We start from the raw sequence: 22,140 nt of genomic DNA, 5'->3' as shown, positions 1-22,140 counted from the left end.
CAGGGCGAACGGATCGGGTGAAGGGCTGGCGCCCGGTTACTGGACGTCCTCGCCGGTCAGCGCGGCGCGGACGTCGGCGATCGCCTTGGCGTTGCGCTGGACGCCGACGTGGCGGCGGACCGCCTCGGCGAATTGCTCGGCATATTCGGCGCCGACCTGACGCGACAGATCGGCGCGTGCGGCGGAGATGACGTCGTTATGCCCCTTGGGATCGACGCGTTCGATCTTGTCGAGCACGACGATGTAGAAGCCCTGACCGCCGGGCGCTTCGAGCTGCTTCGCGTTCTTTTCGGCCATCGCGAACATCAGCGCGAGCGGCGGCGGGGCGCCGTTGCGGTTCTGAAGCAACTGCGCGCGCGTCGCGTTGAGCGGCTCGGGCGCGGGCAGTTTGACCCCGGCTTCACCCAGCGCCTTGGCGAGGCTTTCGCCCTTGTTGACCTTGGCGACGATCGCCGCTGCGATCCCGCGCACGGCGGTCCGCGCGCGATCGGCCTGGAAATCGGCGACGACGCGGTCGCGAATCTCGGCCAGCGGGCGCGGGGCGGCGGCGACGACGCGGTCGAGCGTGACGAGTGCGAAGCTGCCGTCCTGACCCACCGCGACGAGTTGCGGGGCATCGCCTTCCTGCGCGTCGAAGCCCGCGGCGACGACCTGTGCCAGCGCCGGGTTGGGCGTGCTGGCGGGATCGAGCGGGTTGACGCCGGTGGTGGTCAGCGGTGCCGTGGTTTGCGCGGTGAGTTTCTTGTCCGCTGCGATCTCGGCGAAGGTGCTGCCGTCGACGATCGACTCGTCGATCGAATCGCGCAGATCGGCCATCGCCTCCTGCAATTTGGCGGCGGCGACTTCGCTGGTGAGCGTGGCGCGTGCCTCGGCGAGCGTCTGGCCGGGAACCCTGGTCACCTTTTCGACGCGCGCGATCGCGAAACCGAACGGGGTCTGGACGGGGCCGACCACCGCCCCCTGTGCCGCGGCGAAGGCGGCGTCTGCGGCCGCCGCCGAGGCCTGTTTGGCATAATCCTGTTTCTGGACATCGGCGATCGTCGAGGCTTCGAGCCCCGCTGCGCGCGCGGCGGCGTCGATCGCGGTGCCCGCCGTAACGCTTTTGGCGAGCGCATCGGCAGCGGCGCGATCGGCGACGATGACCTGCTTCAGCGTGCGCGTTTCCTTCGCGGCGAAGCGGTCTTTGTGCTCCTCATAGGCCTTGCTGATGTCGGCATCGGTCGGCTTGGCGGCATCGGCGACGCGATCGGACGTGACGATGGCATAATGCATCACCCGGCGTTCGGGCACGGTGTAGCGCGCGCTTTCATGGCCGTAGAAGGTTGCGATCTCGGCATCGGTGGGCGCCTTGCCGGCGGGCGCCGCGCTGGTGGGGACGAAGCCGACATGACCCTGCCGCTTTTCGAGCAGCAGCGCGGCATAGGGCAGGGCGACCTGCATCGGCACCTGCGTGGCGCCGACCGTGGGCACGATCAACTGACGGGTGATGATCTCGCGCGTCATATCCGCGCGCAGCGCCGCGTCGGTCAGCCGCTGCTGCGCGAGCACGTTCTTGTAGATTTCGAGGCTGAACTTGCCGTCGGGGCCCTGCAGCGCGGGGATGCTCGCGATCTGGCCGTCGACGAGGCGCTTGCTCACGCGCATCCCCTGATCTTCGGCGAATTGGCTGAACGCCACGCCGTCGATCAGCCGCGAGAGCGCGCCCTCGATCCCGCCGCCGGCAACGAAGGTGGTGATATCGAGCTGCGGCTGCTGCTGGCGATAATTCTGCAGATCCTGCTGCACCCCGTCGCGCAGCGCGGTTTCGTCGATACTGGTGCCGCCCACGGTGGCAACCGTGGTGGGGGCGATCCCGCTGGAGCTGGGGGTGATCCCCATCATATCACCCGCCGCAAAGGCGATCGCGATCACGCCCAGCACGATGAACGTGATCACGAGGCCGATCTTGGAGCCGGTGATTTTGCGGATGATGCCGAGCATGCGTGACCGATCGTTGGAGAAGCGAAAGGGCCGCTTTACGGGGGGAGCAGGCGCGCTTCAAGCTTGCGTGCGTGGCCCGCCTTGTTAGAGCCGTCGCAAATGGGAGGGTAATGAATGACGCGGCGTAAATTTGTGGCAGCGAACTGGAAGATGAACGGGCTGCGCGCGGACCTGCCCGAGATCGAACGAATCGCGGCGGCGGCGGCACAGCACGACGGGGTCGATGTCGCGATGTGCGTGCCGTTCACGCTGATCGAGGCGGCGGCGCGGGTGGCGCCGGGGCTGCCGATCGGCGCGCAGGATTGCCACGATGCCGATTGGGGCGCGCATACCGGCTGCGTCGCCGCACCGATGCTGGCCGAAGCCGGCGCGCGCGTGGTGATTGTCGGCCATAGCGAACGTCGCGGCGACCAGAACGAGACCAGCCAGGACGCGTGGGGCAAGGCCGCGGCCGCGCACCGTCACGGGCTGAACGTCATCCTGTGCTGCGGCGAGACCGAGGCCGAGCGCGACGCCGGCCGCGCCGAGCGCGTGGTGCAGGCGCAGATCGAGAAATCGGTGCCCGATGACGCGGCGGCGCGCTGGTTCACGCTGGCCTATGAACCGCGCTGGGCGATCGGGACGGGGCGCACGCCGACGCTCGACGAAATCTCCTCGATCCACGCGATCGCGCGCGCCAAGCTCAGGCAATTGGTGGGCGACGAGGCACAGGGCATCCGCATCCTCTATGGCGGATCGGTGACGGGGGCGAACGCCGGGGCGATCCTGTCGGCGCCCGATGTCGATGGCGCGCTGGTCGGCGGCGCGAGCCTGACGGCGGCGAAATTCGTGCCGATCATCGAGGCAGCGGCGGGGTGTGGCGCGGGGTAACGAGGGCGCGCCCGACGCCATGACTCCATCCGCATCCGCAAGCGAACAGGCTGCCGTGCTGGAGAGATAGACCCCAGCCTTCGCTGGGGTGACGAAACGGGGGACGGGTGACAGTTGCGCCGGATGAGGGGCGTGGGTGGCCTCAGCGGCGGTCGAGGTTGGCGAGGTGGCGGCCGGTGGAAATGGTCTGGTAGACGAACAGCCCGATCAGCACCGTGCCGACGCCGCCGATCAAGAGGTCGTAGCCCGAATAATCGCCGAGCACGCCGGCAGCCTTGCCCTGGACGTACATCACGATCGTGAGGGTGATGAGCAGCACGCGCAACTCGGTGGGGCCGGCGGCGAGATAGGAGAGTTTGAGTTCGCCCATCACCCGCGCCGAGAGGAAGGCGTGGATCGAGAGCAGGAGATAGCCCGCGAGCGCGATCAGCGCGATGTCCATCGTCACGAAGGGGCTGAGGCCCATGCCCGCGAGGATCAGCAGCACCGCAAGGCCATCGCAGCTATGATCGATGAAATAGCCGTAGGAAGGGCGCTCGATATGGCGGAAGCGCGCGAGGCTGCCGTCGAGCGAATCGCCGAGCCACTGGACGACATAACCGCCGAGCGCGAGGAACAGCCATTCGGGCGCGAAGGTGCTGAGCGCATAGCCGAGGAAGATGGCGACCGCGCCCACCATGCCGATCGAGGTCAGCTTGTCGGGGGTCACCCAGGCCGGCAGGTGCGCGCACAGCCAGGTGAGCAGACGGCGTTCCGACCGCGCCAGAACATTCTGTTGAATGCGTGCGAGCGCCTGATTTTCTGGGGGAGGAGTCATGCGGCCTTATCGGCCTGCCGGGACAGGCGCGCAATCCCCCCACCGGATGACGTATCGCCGCGCGCGGGCGGCCAGGCTCAGCCGTAGCGCCGCCTGAGCAATTCCCACGTCGCGCGCAGGCCATAGGCATCACCGCCTTTGGGGCGGCCGGGCCTGGCCGCGGGGCGCCACGCGAAGGTATCGAGATGCGCCCATAAGGTGCCGTCGGGGACGAAGCGGCGCAGGAACAGCGCCGCCGTGACCGCGCCGGCCATCCCGCCTTCGGGGGCGTTGACCATGTCGGCGATGTCCGATTTGAGCATCTCGTCATAGCCGTCCCACAGCGGCATCCGCCACAGCGCATCGTGGACCGAGGTGCCCGCCGCGATCAGATCGGCCGCGAGCGCGTCGTCATTGACGAAGGTCGCGGGCAGATCGGGGCCGAGCGCAACCCGCGCCGCGCCGGTGAGGGTCGCGAAATCGAGGATCAGCTCGGGCGCCGACTCGCCTGCCTTGGCGAGCGCATCGCCGAGGATCAGCCGGCCTTCGGCGTCGGTATTGGTGTTTTCGACCGTCAGGCCCTTGCGCGACGCGAGCACGTCGCCGGGGCGGAAGGCGTTGCCCGCGATCGCATTCTCGACCGTGGGGATGACGAGGTGGAGGCGGATCTTGAGATGGTTCGCCATGATGAGCCCGGCGAGCGCGATCGCGTGCGCGGCGCCGCCCATGTCCTTCTTCATCAGCTTCATCCCGGCGGCCGGCTTGATATCGAGCCCGCCCGAATCGAACACCACGCCCTTGCCGACGATCGCGACGCGCGGGGCATCGGGCGGCCCCCATTCGAGCTCGACGAGGCGCGGCTCGCGGCCCCGGGCGGCGGCCTTTCCGACCGCGTGGATCATCGGATAGCCCTTGACCAGCGCGTCGCCATGCGTCGCGGTGACGGTGGCGCCATGCGCCTTGGCGAGCTGGACGATCGCGGCCTCGATCTCGGCCGGGCCGAGATCGGCGGCGGGGGTATCGACCAGATCGCGCACCAGCGCGGTCGCCTCGGCAAGCCGGATCGCGTCGGCAATCGCGGCGGGATTGGGGGTGAGCAGGACGCGCGGGCCGGTGTCACCCTCTGGCTTGCGATAGCGCGTGAAACGGTGCTGCGCGAGCAGCCAGCCGAGCGCGGCGGGGCCGGGATCGCCCTCGGCGAGGCGGTAGGTGCCCTCGGGCAGCGCGCGTGCGCGCGACGCGATCCGCCACGGCGAATGCGTCGCTTCGTTGCAGACCAGCAGCGCCGCCCAATCCTCGGGCGCGTCGCCGGGCAGGATCGCGGCATTGCCGGGCTTGCCGGTGAGACGGTTGGCGGCGGCGATCGCGCGAACCCGCGGCGGCTGCTGGCCGAGCCAATCGGCCCAATCGTCAGGATGGACGATGTGGAGCGTGCGGGCGGGCTGGCCCTTGTCGGGCTGGAGGAGGGTAGTGAAATCGGTCATCGTATCGGGACTCTAACTTATGGGGGCGACGAGGAATTGCTCGTATCGCCCGTTTTCGCCGGGTTCGGCATAGGTGCTGACCGACACTTTGCGGTCGCGATAGGTGACGAGATAGCCGCGATAGACGAAGCCGCCGCGTAATTTGGGGCCGCCGCGCGGCGCGAAGGCGATGGGCTCCCCCAGCGCGGCGAGGCTGGTCTTGTAGTCGGCGAGCGCTTGCGGCGTGAAATAGTAATTGGCGTTTTCGGTCAGCGCCGCGCGATCGAGGCTGCCGTGGACGAGTTGATCGTAGATCGCGCGTGCCTGCGCGGTTTTCGCGGTTTCATCGGCGGCGGGCGCGGCGGCGGCGATCGCGGGGAAAGCAGTGGCGACGATCCCTTGCGCGATCGTGGCGAAGGCGTTCGAGAAATCGCTGTTCACGAACACCGTGACCGCGGCCTTGTCCTTGGGAAAGACGATGTTTTCCGACAGAAAGCCGACCGCCTCGCCGCTATGCTCGATATAAAGATGGCCGTTCTTTTCGCCGATGCTCACCCCGAGGCCGTAGCCGGTATCCTTGCCGTCGCTGAGCCGAACCGGGGTTTCCTGCGCCTGCCAATCGTCGGGCGACAGCAGGCTGCGGTTGATGCGCGCGATGTTCCATTTGGCGAGATCGCTGGCGGTCATCGCGAGTTCGCCCGCGGCGTAGAGCCAGCCGGCGGCGGCGGGCTTTTCGGGGCGCAGCGGGCCGAGCGCGTAGCGATGATAGCCGATCGGATAGCCCTTGCCGATGGCGAGATCCTGATTGATCGGGTGCATATCGAGCTTGGTGAAGATGTTCTGCTTCAGGAAATCGAGCAGCGTCATCCCTGCCACTTTCTCGACGACCATCCCCGCGACGACATAGCCGGTGTTCGAATATTGCCACTGCGTGCCGGGCGGGAAATCGAGCGGCTTCTTGGCCCAGCGGTCGACGATCTGCTGCGGCGTCACCGGATGCTCCATCGCCGCGAAGCTGTAATCCTGCGGCCAGTAATCCTGAAGCCCCGAGGTGTGGCTGAGCAGTTGGCGCAGCGTGATCTGATCGCCTTGCGTGATGCCGGGGATGTATCTGGCGACGGGATCGTCGAGGGTGAGCTTGCCCTGATCCTCGAGCAGCAGCAGCGCGGCGGCGGTGAATTGCTTCGAGACCGAGGCGATCTGATACGGCACGTCGGCGCGCGCCGGTGCGATGTCGGGCGATTGCTTGCCCCATGCCTTCGCGAACACCAGTTTGCCGTCGCGCACGACCGCAACCGAGGCGGAGGGGACGCCGGTTTGGGCGAGCGTATTGGTGACGAGCGTGTCGATCGCTTGCGTTTCCGCGGCCGTCAGCGCCTGTGCGAGCGCGGGGGCCGACGCGAACAACACGAGCGTGGCGACGGTAAAGCGAAGCGGCTTCATGCTATTCCCCGATCGGTAAAGCGTCAGAAAAGACCCGGAACGAAACGTTTCACGCGCCCGGCATAGGTATCGTAGCCGGCGCCGAACATCGTGCGGAGCAGGCGTTCCTCGATCACGACGCGCTGCCCGGTGGCGAGCGCATAGAGCGGCAACGCGACGAGCAGCGCGGGCCAGCGCGCCAGGCCGATTGCAAATGCCAGCAGCATCAGCGCCAGCGCCGCATAGATCGGATGGCGGACATAAGCGAACGGCCCCGAGGTGACGAGTTGGTGATCCTCCCGCGTGCGCGCGACGATGCTCCAGTTGCGGCCCATCGTGCGCGTCGCCCAGACGAACAGCCCGACCGCCGCCGCCATCAGCAGCGCGACGGCGGCGGCCTGAACCAGCGCCGGGGCGCCGAGCGGATCGAGCGTGGGGGACTTTACGTCGACGGCGAGGATCGCGAACGCTGCCGCCTGCCCGGCAATGCCCGCCGTGGATCGCAGCGAGAATTGGCGTGCGCCGCGCTCGGCGCCGCGTCGCAGCCGGACGGTGACGAGCGCGATGACGAACGCGAGTTCGCCGAGCGCCAGTGCCGCAAAAGCAGGCAGCCCGGTTTGGGAGAACCCGATCTGCGACACCATTGTCAGTCGGCCTTCGCGGCGGCGCGCTTGTCGTTCTGCGCCTTGATATAGGCCTGATAGGCGTCGATCGCGTCGGATTGCTTGAGGATGCGATCCCACGGATCGACGACGACATGCGCATCGGCGGGCACCGGCAGCGTGCCGCTGCCCGTGGTCATCGGCAATTTGGTGACCTTGCCGTCGACCTGCACCTCGACCGGCATCGGGAAGGGCAGGTTGGCGGGGGCCTGCCAGACCAGCGTCAGCGTGTCGGCGTCGCGCGTCTGGAGCAGCTTGGGCAGGGCCGCCTGACGCAGATAGACGTTGAAGAACCAGCCATAGTCCTTGCCCGTCACCTGTTTGACGAAACCGAGATATTCGTCCGTCGAGCCGAAACGCGGGGCGAAATTGCCCGGTTTGGGATCGGCACGGCCATAGACCGCGCGCTGCGTCACCTGCTTGAAGGCCTGATCGCCGATCAGGTTGCGCAGCGTGTGGAGCATCCACGACCCCTTGTAATAGATGTCCTGGCCGGGGCCGCCCTTGTCGGCTTCGTAGACTTCCTCCTCGGTGCGCAGCGTGCCCGAGACGATCGGGGCCTGGTTCTGGATCATGTTGCGTTGCTGGAGCATCATCGCGGCGTAGCGCGCCTCGCCCTCGCGCCAGCGGCCGTAGAAAGGCTGCATGTAGCTTTCATAGCCCTCGTGCAGCCAGTAATCGTCCCAGTTCGCCGCGGTAAGCTGGTTGCCGAACCATTCGTGGCCGAATTCGTGCTGGAACAGCCAGTCGAACCCCTCGGGCGCCTTGGCATATTCGTTGCCGTACGCGTTGATCGTCTGGTGCTCCATGCCCTTGTGCGGGGTTTCCACCACGCCGACCTTTTCGTCGGCGAACGGATAGGGGCCGACCACGCTTTCGTAGAAATCGAGCGTCGGGGCGAATTCGGCGAACAGCTCCTTCGCCTGCGCTTCCTCGCCGGGCAGATACCAATAGAACATCGGGATCGTGTTGCCGTAGCGGCTCTTGTAGGTGCCCGAAATCTCCTCATACGGGCCGATGTTGAGCGCGACGCTGTACGGATTGGGGCTGCGTGCGCTCCAGTTCCAGGTCGTGCGGCCATCGGGATGCGTCTCGACGCCCTTGAGCACGCCGTTGGCGGGCGCCTTCAGCCCCTTGGGCACGGTGATATGGAGATCGACGCGGGCGGGTTCGCCCTTCGGGAAATCGAGGCACGGCCACAGCAGGTCGCAGCCATAGCCTTCGGAGGTGCTCGCGATCCACGGGCGGCCATCGGCGGTCTGGGACCAGACGAGGCCGTCGTCCCATGGCGCGCGCACCGCGACGTGCGGGGTGCCGCCATAAGCGATCTGCGCGGTCACCTTGCCGCCGGTGGCGATCGGTTTGGGCAGGGTGATCGTGAGCTGGCCGTCGGGGTTGGACCATGATTTTCGGAGCAGCGGCTTGCCGTCGATCGCAATCCGCTGCGGCCCGAGATTGGTGTCGAGATCGATCACCAGCGTGGTGAGTGGTGCGGTGGCGGTGAAGCTGAGCGTGGCGACGCCCGTCAGCGTGCGCGTCTCGGGGAATACCTCGATCGCCAGATCGGCGTGGTCGAAGCGCATCGCGTGCTGCGCCGCGGGGCGCTCCCCGCCGGACTTTTCGGTCTGCGCGCTGATCGGCGGCTCGCCCTTCTCGGGCAGCTTCTGCGCCGGCGCTGCGGCGACGAGCGCGGCGAGCGAGACCGCCGCGAGGATTGTCGGGATCGGGCGCATCAATCGGCCTTTCGCTTGTCGGTCTGGGCTTGCCGCCACGCCCGGAAGGCATCGACGGTATCGGATTGCCTGAGAATTTTCGCGCGCGGATCGGCGACGATATGAACCGACGCCGGCACGGCGAGCGTGCCGGTGCCATCGCGCATCGCCAGCGTCTCGATCCGATCGCCGACGCGCACCTCGAGCGGCATCGGAAACGGCTTGTCCTCGGGCGTCTGCCAGGTGAAGGTCACGCTGTCGCCGGTGCGCGTCTGGACCAGCCGGGGGAGTGCGGCGTCATAGATATAGACGTCGAACAACCACCGATAATCCTTGCCGGTCACCTGGTTGACGATGCGGATGAAATCGGGAGTCGTGCGGAAGGTCTGCGTGTAATTGCCCGGTTTCGGGTCGGTGCGGTCGTATACCAGCAGCCGTACCGCGTCGAAAAAGGCCTTGTCGCCGATCAGGTTGCGCAGCGTGTGGAGCGTCCATGCCCCTTTGGTGTAGATGTCGCCGCCGCGACCGGGGTCTTTTTCATAAACGTCTTCGGCCGTTTGCGGGATACCACGGACGACCGGCGATTGCGCGGCGATCCCGAGCCGGGATTGCGCGAGCATCACATTATAGGACCAGTCGCCGTCGAGCCACTCGCCGTAGAGCGGCTGCATATAGGCCGCGAAGCCTTCGTGGAGCCAGAAATCGTCCCAGTTCGCTGCCGTGAGCTGGTTCGCGAACCATTCATGGGCGAATTCGTGCTGGAACAGATTGTCGAAGCCAAACGGCGTCTTGGCGTATTCGTTGCCATAAGCGTTGATCGTCATATGCTCCATGCCCTTGTGCGGCGTTTCGACCACGCCGAGCTTCTGGTCGCCGAAGGGGTAGGGGCCGATCACGCTTTCGAAGAAATCGAGCGTTTTCGAGAACTCGGCGAACAAGGCGGATGCTTGCGCTTTCTCGCCCGGCAGATGCCAGTAGAACATCGGAATCGAATTGCCGAAACGGCTCTTGTAGGTGCCAGATATCTCCTCATACGGCCCGACATTGAGCGCGATGCCGTAGAGCGTCGGCTGGACGACGCTCCAGTGCCAGGTGGTGCGGCCGTCGGGAAGCGTCTGCTTGCCTTTGAAAACGCCGTTCGAGGGCGCGGACAGCCCCGCGGGCACGGTGATGTGGAGATCGATCCGGCCGGGTTCATAGGTGGGGTAATCGATGCACGGCCAGAACAGGTCGCAGCCTTCCATCTGCACCGCGGTTGCGACCCAGGGCCGGCCGTCGGGGGTCTTCGCCCAAACGAAGCCACCATCCCACGGCGCGCGGACCGCGACATGGGGGGTGCCACCATAGGTAATCGTCGCTGCAACCGTGCGCCCGGCGGGGACGGTCTTGCCCAGCGTGATCGTCATGCGGCCTTCGGGGTTCGACCACGCGCCCTTGGCCAGCGTTTTGCCGTCGATCGCCACCGCCGAGACCGGCAGGTTGCGATCAAGATCGATCACCAGCCGCGAAACAGGGCGTTTGGCGGTGAAATGCAGCGTCGCGACACCGGCGATCGCTTCGCGCTCGGGGAAGATTTCGAACGCGAGGTCGGCGGTGTCGAAGCGCACGGCCTGCTGTTCGGGGGCAAGCGCCGCACCAGAGGACGAGGTGTGGGCGGTGATGGGCGGCTGGCCCTTTTCGAGCGCCGGTGGCGGCGCGGCGGCGACGAGCGCGGCGAGTGAGGCGGCGGCCGCGAGGCGTGCGAACATTTTATCCCCCCGAATTGCGTGTTTGCTTTATCTATTGCGCTGCTGCGCGCGCGGAGTCGAGCAGGTGATTGATGGCGGCAGGGTGCTTCCCATATAAGGCCCGGAAGGCGCCCCGGGTTCGGGCGCCATTGGAGTATTCATGACCCAGCGTTTCCCCGTTCTGCCGCTGCGCGACATCGTCGTGTTTCCGAACATGATCGTGCCGCTGTTCGTCGGCCGCGACAAATCGGTCGCGGCGCTTGAGGCGGCAATGGAGGCCGACAAGGAGATTTTCCTCGTCGCGCAGCTCGATCCGGCCGAAGACGATCCCGATCGCGACGATCTGTTCGATATCGGCGTCAGCGCGACCGTGCTCCAGTTGCTCAAGCTGCCCGACGGCACCGTGCGCGTGCTTGTCGAGGGCAAGCAGCGCGGCTCGCTCGAGGCGATCGAGGCAACTGGCGCGCATTTGACCGCGACCGTCGCGTTGATCGAGGACGTGCCGAGCGAGGGCGCCGAAATATCGGCGCTGATGCGTTCGGTGGTCGATCAGTTCGAGAATTACGCCAAATTGAACCGCAAGCTGCCCGCCGAGACAGCGGTGCAACTGAGCGAGATCGAGGATGCGTCGCGGCTGGCCGATGCGGTGGCGGGCAATATCTCGATCAAGGTCAGCGACAAGCAGACGCTGCTGGTCGAGCGCGACCCGGCCAAGCGGCTGGAGATGGCCTATGCCTTCATGGAGGGCGAACTCGGCGTCCTGCAGGTCGAAAAGAAGATCAAGGGCCGCGTCAAGCGCCAGATGGAGAAGACCCAGCGCGAATATTATCTCAACGAGCAGTTGAAGGCGATCCAGCGCGAGCTGGGCAATGAGGGCGAGGAAGAAGGCGACGAGATCGCCGAACTCACCGGCAAGATCGCCAAGCTCAAGCTCTCCAAGGAAGCGCGCGCCAAGGCGACCGCCGAATTGAAGAAATTGAAGACGATGGCGCCGATGTCGGCCGAGGCCACCGTCGTGCGCAATTATCTCGACGTGCTGCTCGGGCTGCCCTGGGGCAAGAAATCGAAGCTCAAGAAGGATATCGCGACGGCGCAGGCGGTGCTCGACGAGGACCATTATGCGCTCGAGAAGGTCAAGGACCGGATCGTCGAATATCTGGCGGTGCAGGCGCGGACCAACAAATTGAAGGGCCCGATCCTGTGCCTCGTCGGCCCGCCGGGCGTGGGCAAGACCAGCCTGGGCAAGAGCATCGCCAAGGCGACCGGGCGCGAGTTCATCCGCCAGTCACTGGGGGGCGTGCGCGACGAGGCCGAGATTCGCGGCCATCGCCGGACCTATATCGGCTCGCTGCCGGGCAAGATCGTCACCAATCTGCGCAAGGCGGGGGCGTCGAACCCGCTGTTCCTGCTCGACGAGATCGACAAGCTCGGCCAGGATTTCCGCGGCGATCCGGCGTCGGCGCTGCTCGAGGTGCTCGACCCCGAACAGAACAACAAGTTCAGCGACCATTATCTCGAGATCGACATCGATCTGTCGGACGTGATGTTCGTGACCACCGCGAACACATTGAACCTGCCGCAGCCGCTGCTCGACCGGATGGAGATCATCCGGCTTGAAGGCTATACCGAGGACGAGAAGGTCGAGATCGCCGAGCGCCATCTGCTCGCCAAGCAGATCGAGGCGCATGGGCTGAAGGACGGCGAGTTCACGCTCACCACCGAGGGGCTGCGCGCGCTGATCCAATATTACACCCGCGAGGCCGGGGTGCGCACGCTCGAGCGCGAGATCGCCAAGCTGGCGCGCAAGGTGCTGCGCAAGATCCTCGAAGGCAAGGAAACGAGCGTGACGATCACGCCCGAGAACCTTTCCGAATTCGCGGGGGTGCGCAAATATCGCTATGGGCTGTCCGAGGAAGAGAACCAGATCGGCGCGGTGACCGGGCTCGCCTGGACCGAGGTCGGCGGTGAATTGCTGACGATCGAAAGCGTGACGGTGCCCGGCAAGGGGCAGGCCAAGACCACCGGCAAGCTGGGCGATGTGATGAAGGAATCGGTCGAGGCCGCGTTCAGCTTCATCAAGGCGCGCAGCCCGAGTTATGGCATCAAGCCGAGCCTGTTCAACCGCAAGGATGTCCATATCCATCTGCCCGAGGGCGCGGTGCCCAAGGACGGGCCGTCGGCGGGGATCGGGATCGTGACCTCGATCGTCTCGACGCTGACCGGGATTCCGGTGCGGCGCGAGGTGGCGATGACCGGCGAGGTCACGCTGCGCGGGCGGGTGCTGCCGATCGGCGGGCTCAAGGAGAAGCTGCTCGCAGCGCTGCGCGGCGGCATCGAGACCGTGCTGATCCCCGAGGAGAACGAAAAGGATCTCGTCGAGCTGCCGCAGAACATCAAGGACGGGCTCAAGATCATCCCCGTCGGGCATGTCGACGAGGTGCTGCGACTCGCTCTGACCGCGCCGATCGAGGCGATCGATTGGACCGATGCGGACGAACTTGCGGCCCAGCCGCCGGTTGGGACGCCGGGCATCAGCGGCGAAATGCACCATTGAGGAGCATAATCACCGAAAAATGGGGCGACTTGCCCCGGATTCCGTTGATTTCCCTTTGACTCGGGCTGGTTCAATGGCCTTACTGCGCGACCGGCTCAGGCCGCGATTCCTTTTTTGACCAATCAAACGGGGGTTCCCAAGGGATGAACAAGCAAGAACTGATCGGCGCCGTCGCCGACGCGTCGGGTCTCAGCAAAGGCGACGCCAGCAAGGCGGTTGAGGCTGTGTTCGAATCGATTTCGGGCGCGCTCAAGAAGGGCGACGAAGTTCGCCTGGTCGGCTTCGGCACCTTCTCGGTCTCGAAGCGCAAGGCATCGACGGGCCGCAATCCGCGGACCGGCGAGCCGATGACGATCAAGGCATCGACCCAGCCCAAGTTCAAGGCGGGCAAGGGCCTCAAGGACGCGGTCAACTAAAGACCGGCATTCCCTTGGCGTGCGGTCTGGACATGTGCCGATCGCCTGCTAAAGGGCTGCGAACGCGAAGCGGCGGCGCAATCCGCCGCTTCGTCGTTTCGGGCGCGTAGCTCAGTGGTAGAGCACTGTGTTCACACCGCAGGGGTCGCTGGTTCAATCCCAGCCGCGCCCACCAGTTTTGAAGAAGGGTCGGCCGCGTATCGCGCGTGCCGGCCCTTCTTTGTTGAGGGACAAATAGCGGCGGATGCCCCTCCTGCCGGCGGCCGTCTCCCCTTACAGGGGAGACGATCGACGCGCAGGCGGTGCGCGGCGCTTGACCTTGGGGCGGTGTCGCCGCTAGGGGCCTCGCGTTCACGGCGACCGTAGTTCAATTGGTCAGAGCGCCGGCTTGTGATGCCGGAAGTTGCGGGTTCAAGTCCCGTCGGTCGCCCCATTTCTTGTTCAGGGCCGGCATCGCTGAACGCGGTGCGGCCTGCTCCCCACCCGACGCCCGTGCAGCGGTTGTTCGAGGGCGGTCGATCAGGGGAGCGGCCGGTGCCGCCCGATCGAAGGCCCCATTGAAGGATGGCCATGACCAGCGGCTGGGGCTTCCACGATTTCGACGCGCATGAAGGCGTCCATTTGTTCACCGATACCGCCACCGGGCTGCGCGCGATCATCGCGATCCACTCGACGACGCTGGGCCCGGCGATGGGCGGGGTGCGGTTCTGGCATTATGCCGATTCGGATGATGCGATCACCGACGCGCTGCGGCTGTCGCGCGGCATGAGCCTCAAGAACGCGATGGCGGGGCTCGCGCTGGGCGGCGGCAAGGGCGTGGTGCTGGCCGAGCGGCCGGGCGACACGATCAGCGATGCGCAATTGCAGGCGTTCGGGCGCGCGGTCGAATCGCTCGGCGGGCGGTATGTGACCGCCGAGGATGTCGGCATGTCCGAAGCGCGGATGAAGGTGATCGGCGGGGTGACGCGTTATGTCTCGGGGCTGCCGGTGGCTGAGGGCGCCGCGGGCGGCAACCCGGCGCCCTATACCGCGCGCGGCATCTATCTGGGCGTGCGCGCGGCAGCCCGGCGCGCGCTGGGCGCCACCGACATGAAGGGCGTCCATGTCGCGATCCAGGGCGTGGGCAATGTCGGCGGCGGGCTTGCGCGGTTGCTCGCACAAGACGGCGCGCGGCTGACGCTGGCCGATGTCGATGCCGACCGGGCGGCGGCGCTGGCGGCCGAGCTTGGTGCCGATACCGCCGATGCCGACACGGTGCTGACCATCGAGGCCGATATCGTCAGCCCCAATGCGCTGGGCGCGGTGCTGACCGAGGCGGTGATTCCGCGGATCCGGGCGAAGGTCGTCGCGGGCGCGGCCAACAATCAGCTCGCGACCGCCGCCGATGGCGACCGGCTGTTCGAACGCGGTATCCTCTATGCGCCCGATTATGTCATCAACGCGGGCGGCGTGATCAACGTCGGGCTCGAATATCTGGGGGCGGGCGACGAGGCCGCGGTGATGGCGCGGATCGACGCTATCCCCGCGCGGCTGGCCGACGTGTGGGACGAAAGCGCCCGCACCGGGCGTTCCGCAGCCGAGGTGGCCGATCATATCGCCGAGCGGCTGATCGGGCGGGGGTAGACATTTTGTCCACCCGGCCGCCCCCGACCGGACCCGATGGCGGGGCAGAGCGCTGAAAGCGGCGCGCGCGGGCGGCCTGGATCGGATAAACGACCGGCGATGGCGTGGCGCGAAGAGGCGTGCGCGCGAGTCGCGGCTGGATTCGGGCGCGGCGATCCCCTAACGAGCGGCGGTGTCCGTGTTCCACGCCCTTGCCAACCCGACGCGCTTCCTGAAGATCGCGCGACCGTTGACGCCGATCCTGTTCTGGCTCGGCGTCGCGCTGTTCGCGGTCGGCGCCTGGGGCGGGCTGACGCAGACCCCGCCCGATTATCTTCAGGGCGAGACCGTGCGGATCATGTACATCCACATCCCCACCGCATGGCTGGGGATGGGCGGATGGAGCGGAATCGCGATCTCGAGCATCGTCTTTCTGGTCTGGCGGCACCCGCTGGCGAGCGTCGCGGCGCGCGCGATCGCGGTGCCGGGGGCGGTGTTCGTTGCGTTGTGCCTCGCCACCGGATCGATCTGGGGACGGCCGACCTGGGGGACGTGGTGGCAATGGGACGGGCGGCTGACCTCGATGCTGCTGCTGTTCTTCGTCTATCTCGCCTATATCGCGCTTGCGCGGGCCGATCGCGATCGCGGCGGCGACGGACGCATCCCGGCGATCTTCGGGATTGCGGGCACCGTGCTGCTGCCGATCATCCGCTATTCGGTGGTGTGGTGGAACACGCTGCATCAAGGGCAGAGCATCGGGCTGAGCGGATCGACGATCGATTTCGTCATCCTGTGGCCGCTGTTCTGGACCTTGGCGGGCGCGAGCCTGTTCTTTTCGGGGGTGGTGCTGATGCGGATGCGCACGCTGGTGGCGGCGCAGCGCGTCGAAGCGCGGCTGCGGCGGCTCGCGGCATGACGCATTGGAGCTTCGTGGCAATGGCGTACGGCGTGACGCTGATCGCCGCCGGCTGGCTGGCGCTGGCGAGCTGGCGCGCGATGGTGAAGGCCGAGCGCGCGGTTGAGGATTTCAAACGATGAAGGCGAAGCATCAGCGGCTGGTGCTCGTGCTGCTCGCGCTGGTCGCGGTGCTGGGGGCGAGCGCGCTCGCGCTGTCCGCGCTCAAGGATCAGGCGGCGTTTTTCTATGCGCCCGGCGATGTCGCGCGTGACGGACCGCCGCTCGACAAGCATGTGCGGCTGGGCGGGATGGTCGCCAAGGGCTCGATCGTCAAACAGCCCGATGGCGTGTCGATCGCCTTCGCCGTCACCGATGGGGTGGCGACGGTGCCGGTTCGTTTCCGCGGCGTCGTGCCCGACCTGTTCAAGGAAGATTCGGGCGTGGTCGCCGAAGGGCGGTTCCAGCCCGACGGCAGCTTCGTCGCCGACAATCTGCTCGCCAAGCATGACGAGAAATACATGCCCCCGCAGGTCGCGGGAGCGATGCACGAGACGACGTCGCTCGAACCATGATCGCCGAAGCCGGTCTTGCAGCCCTGTGGCTCGCCGCCGCGCTGGCGTTGTTGCAGCTCGTGCTCGCCGCGATGGGCGTGCGGGCGTCGGCGGTTGGGGAAAGGAACGGGTCTTCGACCGGCGCGGGGCAAGCGGGCGACGCATTTGCCGAGCTGCTCGCCGCGGTACGCCCGGTCGCGGTGGTGCAGGGCGGGCTCGCGGCGCTGGCGATGGGGCTGTTGATCGTCCTGTTCCTGCGCAGCGACATGTCGGTGCTGCTGGTCGTGCAGAACAGCCACACCGCCAAGCCGTGGCTCTACAAATTCGCGGGCGCGTGGGGCAATCACGAAGGCTCGATGCTGCTGTGGGTGACGATCCTGGGGGCGGCGGGCGCGGCGGTGGCGCTGCTCGAAAAGCGGCTGCCGTCGGCGACGCTGATCGCGACGCTGGGCGCACAAGCCGCGATCGCGCTCGGTTTTTACGCCTTCCTGCTGTTTTCCTCGAATCCCTTCACGCGGCTGCTGCCGGCGCCGGCGAACGGCAACGGGCTCAACCCGCTGCTGCAAGACCCCGGCTTGGCATTCCATCCGCCGACGCTGTACGCGGGCTATGTCGGGCTGTCGGTGGCGTTCTCGTTCGCGGTCGGCGCGCTGGTGACGCGCGACGTGGGGCCGGCGTTTGCGCGCGCGATGCGGCCGTGGGTGCTGGGCGCGTGGATCTTCCTGACGATCGGCATCACCGCGGGCAGCTATTGGGCCTATTACGAGCTTGGCTGGGGCGGCTGGTGGTTCTGGGACCCGGTTGAGAATGCGTCGCTGATGCCGTGGCTGGCCGCGACCGCCTTGCTCCATTCGGTGACCGTGCTGGCGACGCGCGACGGGTTGCGTGCGTGGACGGTGATGCTCGCGGTGGTCGCCTTCTCGATGTCGATGGTGGGGACGTTCCTCGTGCGCTCGGGGGTGCTGACGAGCGTCCACGCCTTCGCGCTCGATCCGACGCGCGGCGAGTTCATCCTTGCGCTGCTGACGCTCTATATCGGCGGCGCGCTGGCGCTGTTCGGGCTGCGCGTGGGCACGATCCGCCAGGGCGCGACCTTCGAGCCGGTGAGCCGTGAGGGGGCGCTGGTCGTCAACAATCTGCTGCTCTCGGTGATCCTCGCGGTGGTGCTGATCGGGACGCTCTATCCGATCGTCGCGGCGTCGATGGGGGTGCAGCTTTCGGTCGGCGCGCCGTTCTTCGACAAGACCGCGGGGCCGATCGCGCTCGCGCTGGTCGCGGTGATGGCGGCGGGGCCGCTGATCCGCTGGCGCCGCGACGGCGCGGCGGCGGTCGCACGGCGCGTCGCGCTGCCGGCGGTGGTGACGGTGGCGGTGCTCGCCGGGACGCTGATCGCGGCGCCGGGGATCAACGTGCTGCCGCTGCTGGGGCTGGGCTTCGCGGCGGGGCTGGCGGTGGCGAGCGTGGCGCCGCTGTGGGGCCGGGCGCTGCGCCGCACGCCGCTGTTCACCTGGGGCATGGTGATCGCGCATGTCGGCGTCGCGGTGAGCATGGCGGGGATGGCGAGCGATGCGGCCTTCACCAGAGAGACACTGGTCGCGGCGCGCGTCGGCGAGCCGCATCAGGTGGGGCCGTATAATGTGACGCTCGAAGGCATCCGCCCGGTCGTCGGCGACAATTGGTCGGCGCTCGAGGCGAGGCTGGTCGCGCGGCGCGGCGATGGCGCGCCGTTCGTGCTGCGGCCGCAATCGCGCTTCTTCTCAGCGCCGCCCACTGTGACGAGCGAATCGGCGATCGCGACACGGCCCGGCGGGCAGCTTTATACCGTGCTTGGCCATGTCGACGATCAGGGGCGCTGGCAGTTGCGGTTGTGGTGGAAGCCGTTCGTGACCTGGATCTGGCTCGGCGGCGCGCTGGTCGCGCTGGGCGGGGCGCTGTCGTTGATCGGACGGCTGCGGCGTGAAGGCCGTGGGCGGCGGGAGGAAGCGGCGTGAAGAAGGGCTTGATCTGGCTGCCGCTGATCGCCTTTCTCGGCGTGCTCGCGATCGTCGCGACCGGGTTGTTCCGACCCGCCGACACGGTGGTGCGATCGGCGCTGGTGGGCCATGAGCTACCCGAGTTCGCGCTCCCGGCGATGGTGGGTGGCGTCCCCGCGGTCGACAAGGCACGATTCACCCAAGGCACGCCACGGCTGCTCAATGTGTTCGCGAGCTGGTGCGTGCCGTGCATCGCCGAAGCGCCGCAATTGATGAAGCTCAAGGAACTCGGCGTGCCGATCGAGGGTGTCGCGGTGCGCGATACGCCCGAGAATATCGGCGGCTTCCTGGCGCGCCATGGTAATCCGTATGTCGCGGTGGGCGACGACCGCGAGGGGCGGTTGCAACTCGCGATCGGATCGTCGGGGGTGCCCGAAAGCTATGTGATCGACGGCAAGGGGCGGATCGTGCTCCAGCATATCGGCGACATTCGCGATGACGATGTCGCCGCGATCGCGGCGGCCGTGGCGCGCGCGCGATGAAGCGGCTCGCTTTCCTCGCGCTGCTGATCGCCGCGCCCGCTTTCGGCGACACGCCGCTGCCGCCGGCGGCGCTGGCCGACACGCAGCTTGCCGACCCCAGGCTCGAGGCCAAGGCCAAGGCGCTGATGGACGAACTGCGTTGCGTCGTCTGCCAGGGGCAGGCGATCGGCGACAGCAACGCCGATATGGCGGGGCAGATGCGCGCGCTGGTGCGCGAACGGATCGCGCGCGGCGAAAGCCCCGAGGCGATCCGCGCGTGGCTGATCGATCGTTATGGCGCCTATGTGACCTATAACCCGCCGATGAGCGCGGTGACGGCGCCGTTATGGCTGGCGCCGATCGTGCTGCTGCTGGTGGGCGGGTGGATCGCGCGGGCGAGCTTCAAGCGGCGGAGGCGGCGCTGATGGGCTGGGTGTGGCTGATCGTGATCGGGGTGGGGGCCGCGGGCGCGCTGGCGGTGCTCGGGGTCGGGCGCGCTTTGTGGCGGCTGGTGGGCGCGGCGTTGATGCTGGGCGCGACCGGCTATGCGTTGCAGGCGCAACCCGATGCGCCGGGCAGCCCCGCGACAGCGAAGGCAGAGCGGGTCGAGATCGACCCCGGCCTGATCGAATTGCGCGGCGCGATGATGGGCAATTTCACCGCGGAGACGCCGTATCTGGCGGCGTCGGATGCGATGATCCGATCGGGCTCGCCCGATGCCGCCGCGGCAGTGATGCTCTCGGGTATCCGCAAGATGCCGAAGAATATGGTGCTGTGGGCAGGGCTGGGCGACGCGCTGGCGCAGCATGACGGCAGAGTGGTGTCGCCCGCCGCGCTGTTTGCCTTCCAGCACGCGATGCGGCTGGCGCCGAAGCATCCCGGCCCGCCGTTTTTCCTTGGCCTTGCCTATGTGCGCGCGGGCGAATTCGTCGAGGCGCGGCGGTATTGGATGCGCGCGCTCGACCTCACCCCGCAGAAGGCGAGCTATCGTCCCGAGATCGTCGTGCGGCTGATGCTGCTCGATCAGTTTCTGGCGACGGCGGCAAATGCCGGGCCGACGACCGAATAAGGCTCAGCGGCGCGCACGCGAACCGTTGAGCGCCACCGCGGCGCGGACGAGCGCCATCAACGCGGCCTCGTCGATCGGATCGCCCTCATGGAGATCGATCGCGCGGCGGACGTTGCCGTCGAGGCTGGCGTTGAACAGCCCTGCCGGATCGTCGAGCGCCGCGCCCTTGGCGAAGGTCATCTTGACGTGGCTTTTGTAGGTTTCGCCGGTGCAGATCATGCCATCGTGATACCAGACCGGGACGCCGCGCCATTTCCATTCCTCGACGATGTCGGGATCAGCCGCGTGGATCAGCGCGCGCAGCCGGGCGAGCATGTCGCCGCGCCAGTCGGCGAGCGACGCGATGCGATCGTCGATCAGTTGAGAGGGCGATGCGTCGGGGGCGGTTCTGGTCATGCTGTCTCGCCTGTAGCCGAATCGCCGGCTTGGGTTTCGAGGATCGGCTGCGTGTGCGATTCCACCCCCGTGCTGCGATGACCGCATCGGACGATAGTGATCTTGCTGACAGGACGCAATGTATATACATAATGTATATACGGAGGAAGCGATGACGAAGGAATATCGCGCCAAGGTGTTCAAATCGGGCAATTCGGTGGCGTTGCGGCTGCCCAAGGCGCTCGGGATCAAGGCCGGCGAGGAAATGATCGTGCGCGAAGAGCGGGGTAAGTTCGCGTTCGAGCCGGTGGCGGCTGATGACGATCGGATCGATCTGACGGGGATTTGGGGATCGGTGCCGGGCTTGAAGCCCCTGACGCGCGAGGAGCGGACGTTCGAGGACCGCGACCTCGATTGGGAAGGGAAGCTGTTGAAACGTGGCTGATCCTGCCTTTTTGCTCGACGCGAACACCTGCGTCTACATTCTCGATGGCGTTGGCGAAGCCTTGAGGCGGCGGGTGGAAGCGGCTCGTTCCGGCGCGCTGGTCACATCTGCGATTGCCTATGCCGAAGTGATGATCGGCGCGGCGCGACGCGAGGCGATTACGGAGACGCGGCGCTTGTTCGATATGATACCCGTTCTCCCCTTTGAGCTATCCGCGGCGGAAGCCTACGTGACGCTACCGTTCAAGCGCGGGAGCTTCGATCGTCTCATTGCGGCGCACGCGTTGGCGCTCGACCTGACGCTCGTCACCGACAACGAGTGCGATTTTGCCGACGTACCGGGTTTGCGCGTCGAGAACTGGACGGTGCCGTCGTGACCTGGCGTGCGACCGTTGTGACGCTCTACCCGGCGATGTTTCCCGGGCCGCTCGGCCTGTCGCTCGCGGGGCGGGCGCAGGAGGAGGGGCGGTGGGCGCTCGATACCGTCCAGATCCGCGACTTTGCGACCGACAGGCATCGCACCGTCGACGATACGCCCGCGGGCGGCGGCGCGGGGATGGTATTGCGCGCCGATGTCGTCGCGGCGGCGCTCGACAGCGTCGCCGATGCGCGGCCGGTGCTGGCGATGACGCCGCGTGGGCGCCCGCTGACGCAGGATCGGGTGCGGGCGCTGGCAAGCGGTGCGGGCGCCACGATCCTGTGCGGGCGGTTCGAGGGATTCGACGAGCGGTTGTTCGAGGGCCGCGCGATCGAGCAAGTGTCGATCGGCGATTATATCCTGTCGGGCGGCGAGGTGGGCGCGCTGGTGCTGCTCGATGCTTGCATTCGGCTGCTGCCCGGCGTAATGGGCGCGCCTTCCAGCGGTGTCGACGAGAGCTTCGAGACGGGGCTGCTCGAATACCCGCAATATACCCGACCTCAGCTATGGGAAGGGCGCACGATCCCCGAAGTGCTGCGATCGGGGGATCATGCGAAGATCGCCGCCTGGCGCAAGTCGATGGCGGAGAAGGATACACGGCTACGGAGGCCGGATCTTTGGGAGCGCCATGAGGGCGCTCGGGTCCAGTCTCCCTCTGGCGCGCAGCGACAGACGAAGGACGAATGAG

General features: G+C 67.1%; 22 protein-coding genes and 2 tRNA genes. 16 read left to right on the top strand and 8 right to left on the bottom strand.

What is annotated here, in order from left to right; genetic code table 11:
* Positions 1–36: 36 nt before the first annotated feature.
* Entirely contained in the window at positions 37–1,980 is a 1,944-nt protein-coding gene (locus NFE57_RS05135) for a peptidylprolyl isomerase (protein ID WP_252134486.1), read from the bottom strand.
* A 114-nt stretch (positions 1,981–2,094) separates the two neighbouring features.
* On the opposite strand from NFE57_RS05135, the gene tpiA reads away from it, so the two are divergent.
* The gene (gene tpiA / locus NFE57_RS05130) at positions 2,095–2,850 is read left to right on the top strand and encodes a triose-phosphate isomerase (RefSeq protein WP_252134485.1); all 756 of its coding nucleotides are present in this window, start codon (positions 2,095–2,097) and stop codon (positions 2,848–2,850) included.
* 142 nt (positions 2,851–2,992) lie between these two features.
* Here tpiA and NFE57_RS05125 read toward each other — a convergent pair whose 3' ends face one another.
* The 6 genes from NFE57_RS05125 to NFE57_RS05100 all read right to left on the bottom strand — a co-directional run bounded on the left by NFE57_RS05125 (position 2,993) and on the right by NFE57_RS05100 (position 10,653).
* Positions 2,993–3,667, bottom strand: coding sequence for a CDP-alcohol phosphatidyltransferase family protein (locus NFE57_RS05125; protein ID WP_252134484.1), 675 nt, complete (start codon positions 3,665–3,667; stop codon positions 2,993–2,995).
* A 77-nt stretch (positions 3,668–3,744) separates the two neighbouring features.
* Entirely contained in the window at positions 3,745–5,130 is a 1,386-nt protein-coding gene (locus NFE57_RS05120; RefSeq protein ID WP_252134483.1) for a leucyl aminopeptidase family protein, read from the bottom strand.
* Between the two features lie 12 nt (positions 5,131–5,142).
* Complete coding sequence (locus NFE57_RS05115) at positions 5,143–6,552, bottom strand: serine hydrolase domain-containing protein (RefSeq protein ID WP_252134482.1); 1,410 nt, start codon at positions 6,550–6,552, stop codon at positions 5,143–5,145.
* A 23-nt stretch (positions 6,553–6,575) separates the two neighbouring features.
* Positions 6,576–7,175, bottom strand: coding sequence for a methyltransferase family protein (locus NFE57_RS05110; RefSeq protein WP_252134481.1), 600 nt, complete (start codon positions 7,173–7,175; stop codon positions 6,576–6,578).
* A 2-nt stretch (positions 7,176–7,177) separates the two neighbouring features.
* A complete protein-coding gene (locus NFE57_RS05105; RefSeq protein ID WP_252134480.1) occupies positions 7,178–8,926 on the bottom strand; it encodes a M1 family metallopeptidase in 1,749 nt (582 codons plus the stop codon).
* Complete coding sequence (locus NFE57_RS05100) at positions 8,926–10,653, bottom strand: M1 family metallopeptidase (protein ID WP_252134479.1); 1,728 nt, start codon at positions 10,651–10,653, stop codon at positions 8,926–8,928. The genes NFE57_RS05105 and NFE57_RS05100 overlap by 1 nt, the downstream gene beginning before the upstream one ends.
* 139 nt (positions 10,654–10,792) lie before the next feature.
* On the opposite strand from NFE57_RS05100, the gene lon reads away from it, so the two are divergent.
* The 12 genes from lon to NFE57_RS05040 all read left to right on the top strand — a co-directional run bounded on the left by lon (position 10,793) and on the right by NFE57_RS05040 (position 20,215).
* Positions 10,793–13,186, top strand: a complete 2,394-nt coding sequence (gene lon, locus NFE57_RS05095) for an endopeptidase La (RefSeq protein ID WP_252134478.1) — start codon at positions 10,793–10,795, stop codon at positions 13,184–13,186.
* 143 nt (positions 13,187–13,329) lie between these two features.
* On the top strand, positions 13,330–13,602 hold the full coding sequence (locus NFE57_RS05090) for an HU family DNA-binding protein (RefSeq protein ID WP_252134477.1): 273 nt from the start codon (positions 13,330–13,332) through the stop codon (positions 13,600–13,602).
* 100 nt (positions 13,603–13,702) lie between these two features.
* A tRNA-Val gene (locus tag NFE57_RS05085) sits at positions 13,703–13,777 on the top strand.
* Between the two features lie 181 nt (positions 13,778–13,958).
* Positions 13,959–14,035: transfer RNA gene (locus tag NFE57_RS05080), tRNA-His, on the top strand.
* Positions 14,036–14,172: 137 nt separating this feature from the next.
* Positions 14,173–15,225, top strand: a complete 1,053-nt coding sequence (locus NFE57_RS05075) for a Glu/Leu/Phe/Val dehydrogenase family protein (RefSeq protein ID WP_252134476.1) — start codon at positions 14,173–14,175, stop codon at positions 15,223–15,225.
* A gap of 172 nt (positions 15,226–15,397) precedes the next feature.
* Positions 15,398–16,120 (top strand): heme ABC transporter permease CcmC, encoded by a 723-nt coding sequence (gene ccmC / locus NFE57_RS05070; protein WP_252134475.1) that lies wholly within the window; start codon positions 15,398–15,400, stop codon positions 16,118–16,120.
* Positions 16,117–16,242: a heme exporter protein CcmD gene (gene ccmD, locus NFE57_RS05065; protein ID WP_252134474.1), complete on the top strand. Its 126-nt coding sequence runs from the start codon at positions 16,117–16,119 to the stop codon at positions 16,240–16,242. Before ccmC ends, ccmD begins: the two co-directional genes overlap by 4 nt.
* Positions 16,239–16,673, top strand: coding sequence for a cytochrome c maturation protein CcmE (gene ccmE / locus NFE57_RS05060; RefSeq protein WP_252134473.1), 435 nt, complete (start codon positions 16,239–16,241; stop codon positions 16,671–16,673). The genes ccmD and ccmE overlap by 4 nt, the downstream gene beginning before the upstream one ends.
* On the top strand, positions 16,670–18,643 hold the full coding sequence (locus NFE57_RS05055) for a heme lyase CcmF/NrfE family subunit (RefSeq protein ID WP_252134472.1): 1,974 nt from the start codon (positions 16,670–16,672) through the stop codon (positions 18,641–18,643). The genes ccmE and NFE57_RS05055 overlap by 4 nt, the downstream gene beginning before the upstream one ends.
* Positions 18,640–19,167 (top strand): DsbE family thiol:disulfide interchange protein, encoded by a 528-nt coding sequence (locus tag NFE57_RS05050; protein ID WP_252134471.1) that lies wholly within the window; start codon positions 18,640–18,642, stop codon positions 19,165–19,167. Before NFE57_RS05055 ends, NFE57_RS05050 begins: the two co-directional genes overlap by 4 nt.
* Positions 19,164–19,571 (top strand): cytochrome c-type biogenesis protein, encoded by a 408-nt coding sequence (locus NFE57_RS05045; protein ID WP_252134470.1) that lies wholly within the window; start codon positions 19,164–19,166, stop codon positions 19,569–19,571. The genes NFE57_RS05050 and NFE57_RS05045 overlap by 4 nt, the downstream gene beginning before the upstream one ends.
* Positions 19,493–20,215 (top strand): tetratricopeptide repeat protein, encoded by a 723-nt coding sequence (locus NFE57_RS05040; protein ID WP_252134469.1) that lies wholly within the window; start codon positions 19,493–19,495, stop codon positions 20,213–20,215. Before NFE57_RS05045 ends, NFE57_RS05040 begins: the two co-directional genes overlap by 79 nt.
* Positions 20,216–20,218: 3 nt before the next feature.
* Here the strand turns inward: NFE57_RS05040 and NFE57_RS05035 are convergent, their stop codons facing one another.
* Positions 20,219–20,611, bottom strand: coding sequence for a DUF1801 domain-containing protein (locus NFE57_RS05035; protein ID WP_252134468.1), 393 nt, complete (start codon positions 20,609–20,611; stop codon positions 20,219–20,221).
* Positions 20,612–20,762: 151 nt separating this feature from the next.
* Between NFE57_RS05035 and NFE57_RS05030 the strand changes: the two genes are divergently transcribed.
* Genes NFE57_RS05030 through trmD form a run of 3 tightly spaced genes read left to right on the top strand, consistent with a single transcriptional unit; the run spans position 20,763 to position 22,139 of the window.
* On the top strand, positions 20,763–21,035 hold the full coding sequence (locus NFE57_RS05030; RefSeq protein ID WP_252134467.1) for an AbrB/MazE/SpoVT family DNA-binding domain-containing protein: 273 nt from the start codon (positions 20,763–20,765) through the stop codon (positions 21,033–21,035).
* The gene (locus NFE57_RS05025) at positions 21,028–21,411 is read left to right on the top strand and encodes a type II toxin-antitoxin system VapC family toxin (RefSeq protein ID WP_252134466.1); all 384 of its coding nucleotides are present in this window, start codon (positions 21,028–21,030) and stop codon (positions 21,409–21,411) included. Before NFE57_RS05030 ends, NFE57_RS05025 begins: the two co-directional genes overlap by 8 nt.
* The gene (trmD, locus tag NFE57_RS05020) at positions 21,408–22,139 is read left to right on the top strand and encodes a tRNA (guanosine(37)-N1)-methyltransferase TrmD (RefSeq protein WP_252134465.1); all 732 of its coding nucleotides are present in this window, start codon (positions 21,408–21,410) and stop codon (positions 22,137–22,139) included. Before NFE57_RS05025 ends, trmD begins: the two co-directional genes overlap by 4 nt.
* Position 22,140 lies beyond the last annotated feature (1 nt).

The sequence above is a fragment of the Hephaestia sp. MAHUQ-44 genome, from assembly GCF_023806085.1.
GTDB lineage: Bacteria > Pseudomonadota > Alphaproteobacteria > Sphingomonadales > Sphingomonadaceae > Sphingomonas.
This window is presented reverse-complemented; position numbering and strand designations above follow the sequence as displayed.